This window comes from Clostridium sp. AM34-9AC (assembly GCF_003480225.1).
Lineage (GTDB): Bacteria > Bacillota > Clostridia > Lachnospirales > Lachnospiraceae > Acetatifactor > Acetatifactor acetigignens.
This window is the reverse complement of sequence record NZ_QUIU01000015.1, coordinates 1-11,867: the sequence shown is the minus strand read 5'-3', so window position 1 is coordinate 11,867 and position 11,867 is coordinate 1. Positions and strand designations below refer to the sequence as shown.

12 protein-coding genes are annotated in these 11,867 nt (G+C 40.7%); 1 reads left to right on the top strand and 11 read right to left on the bottom strand.

Going from position 1 to position 11,867, the window contains the following annotated elements; translation table 11 throughout:
* Positions 1-176 precede the first annotated feature (176 nt).
* Both DW835_RS10240 and DW835_RS10235 read right to left on the bottom strand, forming a co-directional pair.
* Positions 177-524 (bottom strand): hypothetical protein, encoded by a 348-nt coding sequence (locus tag DW835_RS10240; RefSeq protein ID WP_117467589.1) that lies wholly within the window; start codon positions 522-524, stop codon positions 177-179.
* 20 nt (positions 525-544) lie between these two features.
* A complete protein-coding gene (locus DW835_RS10235) occupies positions 545-2,017 on the bottom strand; it encodes an RHS repeat-associated core domain-containing protein (RefSeq protein WP_118731077.1) in 1,473 nt (490 codons plus the stop codon).
* Between the two features lie 259 nt (positions 2,018-2,276).
* Here DW835_RS10235 and DW835_RS10230 point away from each other — a divergent pair, with 259 nt between their 5' ends.
* Positions 2,277-3,548 (top strand): IS110 family transposase, encoded by a 1,272-nt coding sequence (locus DW835_RS10230; protein WP_118669774.1) that lies wholly within the window; start codon positions 2,277-2,279, stop codon positions 3,546-3,548.
* An 81-nt stretch (positions 3,549-3,629) separates the two neighbouring features.
* Here the strand turns inward: DW835_RS10230 and DW835_RS10225 are convergent, their stop codons facing one another.
* The 9 genes from DW835_RS10225 to DW835_RS17995 all read right to left on the bottom strand — a co-directional run.
* The gene (locus DW835_RS10225) at positions 3,630-4,553 is read right to left on the bottom strand and encodes a hypothetical protein (protein ID WP_118731076.1); all 924 of its coding nucleotides are present in this window, start codon (positions 4,551-4,553) and stop codon (positions 3,630-3,632) included.
* 29 nt (positions 4,554-4,582) lie between these two features.
* Complete coding sequence (locus DW835_RS10220; RefSeq protein WP_118552461.1) at positions 4,583-4,801, bottom strand: hypothetical protein; 219 nt, start codon at positions 4,799-4,801, stop codon at positions 4,583-4,585.
* Positions 4,802-4,872: 71 nt separating this feature from the next.
* Complete coding sequence (locus DW835_RS10215) at positions 4,873-5,787, bottom strand: hypothetical protein (protein WP_147326722.1); 915 nt, start codon at positions 5,785-5,787, stop codon at positions 4,873-4,875.
* Positions 5,747-7,804: an RHS repeat-associated core domain-containing protein gene (locus DW835_RS10210; RefSeq protein ID WP_118731075.1), complete on the bottom strand. Its 2,058-nt coding sequence runs from the start codon at positions 7,802-7,804 to the stop codon at positions 5,747-5,749. The genes DW835_RS10215 and DW835_RS10210 overlap by 41 nt, the downstream gene beginning before the upstream one ends.
* A gap of 219 nt (positions 7,805-8,023) precedes the next feature.
* Entirely contained in the window at positions 8,024-8,413 is a 390-nt protein-coding gene (locus DW835_RS10205; protein ID WP_182430300.1) for a hypothetical protein, read from the bottom strand.
* A gap of 13 nt (positions 8,414-8,426) precedes the next feature.
* On the bottom strand, positions 8,427-8,552 hold the full coding sequence (locus DW835_RS18635) for a hypothetical protein (protein ID WP_279221284.1): 126 nt from the start codon (positions 8,550-8,552) through the stop codon (positions 8,427-8,429).
* 303 nt (positions 8,553-8,855) lie between these two features.
* On the bottom strand, positions 8,856-10,088 hold the full coding sequence (locus DW835_RS10200; RefSeq protein ID WP_182430299.1) for an IS110 family transposase: 1,233 nt from the start codon (positions 10,086-10,088) through the stop codon (positions 8,856-8,858).
* 891 nt (positions 10,089-10,979) lie between these two features.
* Positions 10,980-11,321, bottom strand: coding sequence for a hypothetical protein (locus tag DW835_RS10190; protein ID WP_117569256.1), 342 nt, complete (start codon positions 11,319-11,321; stop codon positions 10,980-10,982).
* A gap of 15 nt (positions 11,322-11,336) precedes the next feature.
* Positions 11,337-11,867: hypothetical protein (locus DW835_RS17995; RefSeq protein ID WP_207665423.1), on the bottom strand; the 531-nt coding region annotated here is incomplete at its 5' end.

Below are 11,867 nucleotides of genomic sequence, written 5' to 3'. Positions count from 1 at the left end.
GATCAATTATCCAGCCTTTCAGGCTTTCAAGCACCTCAACCTCATTTCCGCAAAAGCATTGTCTTCACAGCAACAAATGCCATGAAAACAATGCTTTCTGCATCTTTGATGGAACAATATTCTATTTTAGTTTTTAATAACCTTAAATGAAAATATAATTAAAACGATATATTAATCTAATATCTTTGTTCTGAAAATTTTTCAATCCAACCATCCGATGTATACAATTCACCAGATAACCCATCACTTATATCCGCAATGTTCTCTCCGCCAACAATAATCTGAAATTCATCATGTTCTTCAAATAGGCATAACATATTATGAATACTCAAATCTACAATCTGAGGAATAATATCACTGATTAGCGACTTTTGCTCATCATTCAATTTATTCACTCTCTCAAATAATAACTGGGACTCTTTACTTTTCATCAAACCTTGCGTTTTTCTATCAAATACATCAATAGTTCTATCCCTCACTTCCTTAATAAAAATCTTACCAAATTCTTCTAAATAATTGTCCATTCTTACATTCCTCCTAATATTTATTTTGAATACCAAGGTATTCTTGTAGGTGCTGTTACACCTTGTTCCCTCAAATTTCTTAATGATGCATTAATTAAATCATCTATCATAGAATCACTAGCTCCACCAGCTTTTAATGCTTCTCTTGCAATTCTTGTATGTTCTTCTAAAGTATTCGGTCTGCCACTTTCATATAGCTCTTTAAATAATTCTCGCTGTTTCGAAGTCATAATATTATGGTCTAACCCATTGTCCCTCATAAAATTCTGACTTATTGAAAAACCTTTTTTAGGGTCATAATTTACATCATCTTTAAAACCAGCTTTAGCATGAACATGATGACCACCTACATCTCCATACTCTCCTGTGCCTGAATAGCTACCACTCTCCGCCACCTCACAGGCAGCACTCTCTCCCTTCATCAGGGCACCGCCTATCGCCACCAGAAGGTAATCCAGTATTGCAGCTCCGGTTTTCCTGCCAAGTGCAGAATCATATTCCCCGTTCCATGCACCCTTTGCGGTTCTCTTTGCCGCTTCCAGTTTCTCCTGTGGTGAGAAGTTCCTGAAATACTCCACATATGTAAGAGGATTGGCAGCTGCGTTGAGTCCCTTTTGCGTTACGATCAGCAGGCTTAACTGGTAGTCTGCCTTGCTTATGATCTGGACATATTCCAGCCCCTGTCCCACAAAACCCGCATAAAATCCTGCGGTTGCAGTCCTCTGCATCTCTTTACTGTCAGAATTTCCTTTTACCGTTTCCCTTATGACTATGATATCTGCCGGGGTCTTCACCGCCGGTCCCATAACAATATCTCCATAATCCAGGAATATCTGACCCGCCCTGTTGTTTAACAGTCCGCTTTCTATGGCATCTTCTATGCTAAGGCGCTGGTTTTCATAATTTTCAATGGTCTTTTGTGCCTGTGTATCTGGATCAATTATCCACCCTTTCAGGCTTTCAAGCACCTCAACCTCATTTCCGCTCGGATCCGTATAATTCAGATAGCTGCTCACGCAGTAATTATACCGGTTAAGCGTCAGCGGTTCTGTCTGGTTGCCGAGGTAGCTGTCTTCGGTGAGGAAGGTCGCTGTTACCACGCAGTAGTACCTTGCTCTCAGATACTGGCTCTGGATATTCGGATTGTAGGACTCCCCATTGTAGGTGTATTCGTTCTCATACTGCGGAGCACCGAAGGTGATCTCACCGGTGACGCTGTAACGGTAGGACTGGTAGTCCTGTCCCTCTTCATTGGTGATGCCGGAGACACTTCCTCTGGCATCGTAGAGGTAGTAGCCGGTGCTGCCATCGAAGCGGTCAAGGGAGATCCGGTCGAATCCGCCCTTTATCTCCGCTCCGTAGATATACGAGGTATCCGTCTTGCCATTGATGTTCTGCTCGACCAGTACCTCTGCATGCTCACGGTTGACGTCGTTTAAGTACTCGATCAGCTCATAGTTTTTGTCATTCCTTTCGCTTCGCTCAAGGCACAAACAAGTTATGAAAAATGTTGTGCCCCTCCACTCTTTGATTTATAATTCTTTCAAGGAATAGCAATACACTACAGAGCACGGAAGGAGAAGTGGCGAATTTATTTCGACCCCGTATAGTTATATGTGCCGTCATCCTTACAAGCACAAACAAGTGGGACATTGAGCCCGGACTCTTATCATTGGTAATAAACCATGTTTATTCAGTCGCAGGATGACAGTCAATGTTGCTATTCCCTTTTTATTAAGGTGGTGATACTTAATGATGAAGTTAAAATACTCCATCTGCTGTGGACTTGATGTCCACAAAAATGTTATCGTTGCAACCATCGTAACTACCAATAAGGACGGCATATCCGAATATCTGCAAAAATCTTTTTCAACCATCAACTCAGATATTCAAAGGTTTCACAACTGGCTTATCGAGAATAATTGCTATCATGTTTGTATGGAATCCACCGGAAAGTATTGGATTCCTATTTTTAATTATCTCGAAAATGACATTGATGTCTGCCTTACACATCCGAAGTATGTCAAAGCCATTAAAGGCAAGAAAACGGACAAAAAGGATTCTAAATGGATTGCCGACCTCTACAAATTTGATCTTGTCAGATGTCCCTTTATTCCTCCAAAAGATTTTCGTCAGCTTAGGGAACTTTCCAGATACCGTTTCAAGCTGGTCTGCATGAAGTCTTCCGAGAAGAATCGCATCCAGAACTGTATGACCATTTCCAATGTCGGCATTGCCAGTGTTCTTTCTGATCCTTTTGGCAAGACAGCAACTGAAATCATCTCTTATCTATTGGAGCATACTGCCGATTCCATGGATGAAAAAGCTGTCCGCAAACTCATAAAGAAAGGGGCTAAATCCAAGTCTGATGAAATCATCGAAGCCATCAAAGGCTACACTATTGAAACAGATCAGGCTAAAAAACTAGAGCTTGCCCGGGGGCATCTGGAATATCTCGATGATATGATTACCCAGACCGAAGTGGAACTCTATGTCCGCATCAAGCCTTATTACGAGTTCGTGGAGTTTGTCAGTACCATGCCCGGCATGACAGAGTTAAGTTCCACGATTGTTCTTGCAGAAACAGGCGTTGATATGGATATTTTTGATGATGCAAAACATCTGTGTTCCTGGTGCGGACTTTCTCCTGCCAACAATGAATCCGCTGGTAAGAAAAAGTCTGTCCGCATTGCCAAAGCAGGCGATTACCTGAAACCAATGATGGTTCAATGTGCCCTTGCTGCAATTAAGAGCAAAAAGCAGCCTTATTTTGCAATCAAATATGGTCGAATCAAAAAGCGACGTGGACACAAAAAGGCAATCATTGCCATTGCAAGAATGATGATGGTCTGTATTTACCACATGGTTTCAGAAAAGAAGCCCTTTACCCCTACTGACTATGAGGAATTGATGGACCCTCAGAATCATGTAGAGAGTGTCGTCTTGAATGAGAACAATGTGTTTGCTTACCTTGAAAGCCTTGGTTACGACAGCTCTAAGTTAGTGAAACGCAACGATAACTAACATTTTTTCTGCTTTCTATACTTGTAAAAACAGGGTTTTATGAACCCTTATATAAGTGCGCCCAAAAATCTACTTTATTTTTCACTCTTTTTCCTTACCGGTGGTCTTGATCCGGGCGATCAGATCTGCCTCTGTAGCGCCGACTTCCTCCTGTACCGGGAAGAGGATGCCGCACTGGTTCTGGCTGTTGTTCTCCTCCGCATTGGTTGCATTGCCGTAGCCGGCGTCATCCGTGCCCTCGGACTTGCTGTTCTTCTTATTGTTGCCATTCCCCTTACCGTTGCCGTTTCCATTACCGTTATTGCCGGAATTTCCGTTTCCATTATTTCCACTGCCGGAGTTGTCCTTGTTGTTCCCGTTGCCGTTGCCGGAATTGCCCTTCCAGTCATCATCGGTATGGAGATTATAGTTCAATAAGAATCCCCGGTTGCCGTCACCGTCATAAGCCGCAGCAAGGAGCAGTTCATCCCCGTCATGCACTGCCGCCAGGCGGTTCTCCACGGTGTACTCATAGGTCTTCTCCACCTTGTCGGTGCCGACTTTACCGGTTTCCGTAATGCGGTTGCCGTCCGCATCATAGGTGTAGGCAAGGCTGGTAGTCTTCTTCCCGTTATAGAGCTGTTCCGATACCAGCTGGTTACTTTCATTGTACTCGTATTTATGCCATTCTGCAACCGTTCCGTTTAAGGTCTTCTCCATATAGGTGCGGTTGCCCATCAGGTCATACTCGTAGGTGTAAATATAAGTGCCGTAGTTGTCCTCTGTCTCCGTTGCAGAAACCAGCTTTCCTGCAGCATCGTAGGTAAAGGTGCGGTCTGTCTCCACAATCTGGTAGGCAAAGGTCGCATCCTTGTCATGCTTTGCATGCTTGGTGCCGTGGGGGTACAGATCATCATGTTTTCCATCCGTGTGCCTGCCGTTATGTTTTTCATCATAGGCGTAGCCTGCCAGGGATTCGATTAAAACGCAAAAATAGAGCAGCTCTATTTTACTAGACCTGCTCAAAAACTAACATCACATCCAAAAATTTACTATTAATCAACAATAAATGGCCAATATGTTCCTTCATAAGAGCCAACATTGCAAACCTGATTACTCACAGTAATATTGCGTGATGCATCCATGCCAATACTCATTACATTACAAGTAGCATAATCGTAAACTATGATTCCAGAAAACATTTGGAGCACCATAGGTAATCCCACTAAATGTGACTCTATTTGATTTCCCTCAAAGTTCAATTTGTACGTCATTTATCAATTCTCTCATAAACTGTATCTTATCTTCTCGTTAAACTTACAAATAATCAACCAACTTAGGGAAGTCAAAATTCAACTATGACTTTTGATATTTCTTCCCATTCAAACACTAACGGTTCATAATATTTCGCTCCGGGAAGCACAACAAACCCCTCCTCCGACATATAAAAAGAAGAGGCTTGAAACAAATAGCTGATTGAATCTATCTCTCCGTTATCTTGTTCTGGATTATTTCCATCAGACGTAAGGTTATTTATTACAATTTCCTTTTCTGTCATATGTCCATAATATAATATTTTTTCTGCATCTTCCTTGAAAATAAACAATCTGATTTCTCTTGAATCATCATCAAAATAATGAACCAGCATATCTTCAAATTTATCTTCATTTTCAATTAAGTCACCGAGCAATACTCTTCTGCCATTCAGCATGTCAATAACAATAGCATATGCAATCTTTCCGGGAAGCCTACTTTCTGTCCCTCCTTCATATAAGACCGAAAGATAATGTTTATATTGATAAATTCCTGTAATTTGCATCGCATTTTCACCGCTAAACAGATCATACAAGGGTCCCCCAATTTCTGCACAATCTAATATCCAACACGCGTCTTCCCATAAAGTATGATTGATATTCCACTGCAATTTTTCATTCGAACATCCACTAATTTTTACATATGGTACATAATATGTTTTATCCTCTGAAGTAGAGAAAGAAAAAACATCTTTCTCTACTTCATAAGAATAGGATGTCAGTTCAGAAGTAACATTTTCAACAGTTCTTGTTTCTGCAATATTTTCTTGATATATAGTTTCACTGTTTGGCACTTCCTCTAAAGCAACTATACTTTCTTCCTCGTTGTTAATATATCTCTCGCCTTCAGCACATGCACTCAAAAATAGCATACCTATCAAATATACATAAACTATTCCAAATATTCTATTTCCCAAATACATCGTATGCTTTCTTATACTTTTCACTCCTGTCCTCCCAGTTCTTAGGCAACGGGTTACTGTGATTACCCACTATTAACCTACCTTCCTTTATCTCATACTCTCCTCCATTTCTTATGATCTCCAAATCATCACTGTTTGCCGTAAAACCATTTACAAAATACTGAGTAATCAAAAAAATTCCTTCCGTATTTCCGTAAGTTGAAGCATAATCATTTAAGCTCCCTACACCTGTTTTTTTCACATTCGTAGTTCCCCAAAACCATGCCGATGCCTCTAAGCTGTAATTAGCCGCAATATAGTGAACTCTGTCAACTTCATCACTTAACATATTATCATATGCGCCTATCTCTTTCAAAAACGTATCTTGCGTATCTTTCCATGATAATTGTATATACCCTGCTCCTCGTTCGTCAAATTTCATTGTGGAACCTGAACTAACTCTTTTAATATATGAACTCCAATTGTCTGCGCTAAGCGTTTCTTTTCCATTTCTCATTCCCTCAATGTTATCTATTCCAAAATTACTTTCATGCGCCATTGTAGCCATAAACATTGTTATACTTGCTTTATTTGTTATACCATACTCATTTAAAGTACGATTAAATTTAACAATATAATCTTCCTTTTTACCATTAAATGCTCGCCAACCAAACTCTTCTAACTGTTCTATTGTCACATGAAAAATCTCACATGCAAAATTTTTATTTTGCTTGTATGCTGTTGCCATAATACGCTGCACATAGGACATATTTTGTTCATAATTATACGCTAATACATAGTCTATAGACGCTTGTGGTAACTGTAACTCATGTAAAGCACTTAAAAATTTTTCTGCAATATATAGACTAATTTTCTTTTGGTATTTTTCCTTTAATGGCATTTTTGAATACTGAATATATAAATCATTCATTTCATTTTCATACACCCAATGTCCGCTCGGATCCGTATAATTCAGATAGCTGCTCACGCAGTAATTATACCTGTTAAGCGTCAGCGGTTCTGTCTGGTTGCCGAGGTAGCTGTCTTCGGTGAGGAAAGTCGCCGTTACCACGCAGTAGTACCTTGCTCTCAGATACTGGCTCTGGATATTCGGATTGTAGGATTCTCCGTTGTAGGTGTATTCGTTCTCATACTGCGGAGCACCGAAGGTGATCTCTCCGGTGACACTGTAACGGTAGGACTGGTAGACCTGTCCCTCTTCATTGGTGATGCCGGAGACACTTCCTCTGGCATCGTAGAGGTAGTAGCCGGTGCTGCCATCGAACCGGTCAAGGGAGATCCGGTCGAATCCGCCGTTTATCTCCGCTCCGTAGATATACGAGGTATCCGCCTTGCCATTGATGTTCTGCTCGACCAGTACCTCGGCATGCTCACGGTTGACGTCGTTTAAGTACTCGATCAGCTCATAGTTCTTTTCCTTACCGGTGGTCTTGATCCGGGCGATCAGATCTGCCTCTGTAGCGCTGACTTCCTCCTGTAGCGGGAAGAGAATGCCGCACTGGTTCTGGCTGTTGTTCTCCTCCGCATTGGTTGCATTGCCGTAGCCTGCATCATCCATGCCCCAGGACTTGCTGTTCTTCTTATTGTTGCCCTTCCCCTTACCGTTGCCGTTTCCATTGCCGTTATTGCCGGAATTTCCTTTTCCGTTGTTTCCGCTGCCGGAATTGTCCTTGTTGTTCCCGTTGCCGTTGCCGGAATTGCCCTTCCAGTCGTCATCGGTATGGAGATTGTAGTTCAGTAAGAATACCCGGTTGCCGTCACCGTCATAAGCCGCAGCAAGGAGCAGTTCATCCCCGTCATGCACTGCCGCCAGACGATTCTCTACGGAGTATTCATAAGTCCTGTTCACCTTGTCCGTGCCGATCCGCCCGGTCTCACTGATCCGGTTGCCATCTGCATCATAGTTATAGGCAAGGCTGGTGGTCTTTTTGCCATTGTAGAGCTTTTCAGAGATCAGCTGGTTACTCTCATTATACTCATATCTGTGCCACTCCACAACCGTTTCGTTCAGGGTTTTCTCCATATAGGTACGGTTACCCATAAGGTCATACTCGAACGTATAGACACGTAGGTGCTGTAATTGTCCTCAAAAAAACGCACCCTTTCGCAACATTCTGTTACTAAGAGTGCGTTACATCAGTATAATATTTTGTCAAGTGTCTATTAATTAACAGCATGGATTCTTAATTGCTTTGCAACAGCCATGATGGTTAATTAACAGAAAAATATTAAGTTATTAGGACTTTGAGAACATGATAATTCACTTTTTAACAACAACTTCTTGATTTACTTCATACTCAACTTTTTCCAATTTAATGCTATCTGCATCGATCTGCGTTAAATCTGCTGTAATAATCTCTAATTCATCTATAACTCCATTAACAACATGTAACAAAAATACAATTGGTGCTGTTGAAGTTTGAAACGCTCTCATCTCTACAGGAACTCTAACAAGATATGGATACGGTTCAATTTCTCCTTCAATTTTAAATTTTAAAGAAATAAAGGCGTACTCTTGCTTATAAATAATTTTTGCTTTTGAGAACTGTTTAAGCAAAATATCTCTGCCGCGAAATTCAACATCCATTAATCTATTAATCCATTGTTGCTCTTTTATATATATATTTCGATAGATTTCAATCCCTCCCATTTTCATTATTATATTACTGCAACGGATAATAAGTTCCTACGTTAATAATTCCCTCAGCAACACCATAAGAAGTATACTCTATGGTAATCCCGTCTACCATAATTCGCCCCTTATGAAACTGCCCTGTTCTCAAATTCAATGTAGAAACTTCTGTTGCCAATGCTTGATTTACTGCATCAACATTTAGATCAGTTTCTTCTAGATGTCTACCTCCATGCCCAAAGTTTACAGTTTTGCCATTTTCTTTAATTGTTGAAGTTATTCCGCCACCTCCACTTGGTGCCGCATATTCTCCTGCACTAGTATTTCTACCATTCTTGACATAAACTCTTTACCCTTATAATAATCCAAGCCGATGCCACTCTTCCGGAAAATGCGTACGCTTCCCAAAGCTGACTATCACCTCTGCTTAAAATTCTACTACATATTTACCATTATTTCACTACTTTTCGCCAGCCCTTTCCACCACTGGCATACGATATTCCGTACCATGCTTTAACATTCCATAAATAATACTGATTAACCGTCTTGAAATGCAAATCAGTGCCTGCTGACTGGTTTTTCCCTCTGCCTTACGTTTCTCATAATATGCCCGTACCACCGAATTTCTCGGTGTACCATTTGAGGATACCTGCACCATCTGGATTGCAAGGAAATAAATGGTTGCCTGCAATCGTCTGTTACCCTGCTTGGTAGCTACATCCTTCCCCTTACCGCTGGAGGATAAATGAAGCGGTGCAATTCCGGCAAACTGTGCCAGTTTATTGGCATTACTAAAGCGTTTGATATCACCGATTTCAGCAAGAATCTTCACTGCTGTGATAACATTTACACCAGGAATGGTTGTAAGTGTGCAGCCCAGCATCTTATACATCTGTTCCAGCATTTTATCTACTTCCACAAGCTGTTTATCATAATGCTGTATATCGCTGACAATGCTGAGTGTCACCATATCTCTGGCATCTTGAAAATTATTATTCTTGACCTTATCACTGGCTACTGCATCCAAGATTTTCTCGCAGGTTTTAGTGGAGCATTTATTGTGGCTGACTGGAACAAGTTCCGCCCGCAAATCTTCCACTGACTTACCCTTTAGATATTTTCTGGATGGGTAATGCTCCCAGAAATACAACGCAGTGGGTCTGCTGATATCATTGAAAAACTGCTTGTAAGACGGATAGGCAATACACAACTGCTCATGCAATTGGTTGACTAATCTCGTCCTTTGCTTCATGATATTATCCCTACGATGCACCAACTGACCAAGTGACCAGTACGCATCATTGGGGCAGGCATCCGGAAGTTTGTCCAGCATATTTAGTGTCGCCAGAGCAATGGCTTTGGCATCGTCACTATCGCTCTTACGGTACATAGCACCTCGATGCTTTGCCTGTCGATGTGAGATAGCGGTGTTTACATCCTTAACCAGATACCCCTTGTCAATTAGCCAGACCGCTAAGGCTCTGCCGTAACCGTAGGCGTTCTCAAGACCATAAACTACTTCTTTTCCATCGGTATTACACTTCTTTACTTTAGTAACCAGCTTAGGAAAAGCGGCTGGTCTGTTTGGGAAAGTAATCTCTCCCAGCTTTTGATTGTAGCAGTCAATCATAACTACTGTGTGGGTTTCTTTATGTAAATCGATACCCACATAAATAAAATTTTCTTTAACCATAGAATCAACCCCAATCTCAATGTTTGGCAAAATAGTGGCAATCTCAACTGTTAAGCATCTTTCTCGGAATTACGCATCTTTTCAGCTACCGAGTGTGCAAGAGTGGTATAGCCTATCCATTTCTGGTCAGGCACAAAGTATTCCATACAGGAACACCGCTGACTTTCATGGAGATGGATACATCCTACAGAACGCAGGAAACGAAGTAGAAGAAATCTCCTTCGTGGTGTGTGATGTTAACTCTGAAAAAGAACAGTTACAAGTCAATTTTTTGATTTGGGAGCAGATTTTTTCATATGAACCACTAAAATGAGCAGAATTAGCTTTATGCCATATACCAAAAAACAGAGAAAAACAGTAATAATGCACAAATATAATTTTCAGACAAGCAAGCCAACTTTCTCTTGCCCTTGTGAGAGCCTGTGTTGCCCCTGTGTGCAATTTTAAGAGCGAAGTCGAGGTAGTTACCCATAATGGAAGATTAAAGGCTTGTTGGGGAAGTGTGAACGAAGTTACTTTTAGAAAATATAAGAAAAATATTAGGGTCGAAATGTGTGCAGGTTAAAGGGCTTATGCCGTCCTTCGGCGGCATAAGCCGAGAAACACCCACCGGCAGAGCCGTTGGGTGAAATGTGGTATGGCATAACTTTCTCTGCTGTTCAAAAATTTGTTATGCTTTAGAACAGTTTTGTAGGGATTACCATGTAACGGAAAAATAGGAAATGCACCATAGCTCATAGTAGCTACGAAACATCTCCTATTATGTGTTTTTGTTTAGGTATTAAGGGAATATTTCATCCCCCTTACACCCACTGGTGAGTGCCATTGTAACATGGATGTTTAGGAGGCGTCAAGGAAAATGTTACAAAATTGTTACGTTTGCAAACCCAACTAAACAAATTCTATGTTTTCGCCTAAAACCTCTAAAAGAATTATTTCATTCCACGAATCGTAAAAGATTGTGCTTTTGACCTCTGCTATTTCATCAATTGTGCCATCACCGTTTACAATATCTTCTTTCAATTCTTCTAACAGTATAGAATTTGTTTGAATTAGTATATCTCCTATCTCTCTACCTATAGAATTTTTTTCTTTGAAGGCATAATAGTTTGAAAAAATAATTTGCCTAATTTTTTGATCCCAAGTTTTGATATATATAATCAAGCAAGAATCTTTTATGCAAATATCATATATTGTATTATCCATGTTGCTTACGCTATTTATCCAATCCATTATTTGTCACCTCTCTTATTCTGGGAAGGGTTCTCCTGGTATGAATCCAGAGCCTGCTCCAGGTGTATATCCTTCAGGATACCATTTCTTTACATTATTTTTGTTATTCCAACTTTTTGTAGGATCAACCTTATATTCCACATGATAATGAACACCATGATGTCTTGGATTATAGGTTTCGCCTGGCAATAACGGATGTTGTTCTGCCCTTATCCTAATATTATCGCTCGTTTGAATAGTCTGACTTGTTGTACCATTAGCTTTTGTTGCTTTATTTCTCGGTATTTCTGGTAACAAGTCATCTGGGTTTTCTGGAAATACATTTTTAGGGTTACTACCACTCTCTACCGCTTCGCAGGCAGTCCCCTTCCCTTTCAGCAGGGCCCCGCCTATCGTCATTAGCAGATAATTAAATGTACCAGCACCTATTTTTCTTCCAATCGCTGAATCATAGGTTCCATTCCAGGCATCCTGTAAGCCTGCTTTTGCTGCATCTATAGTCTGAGTCAGCGAAAAATCCTTTATAAACAATAGATATGATAAAGG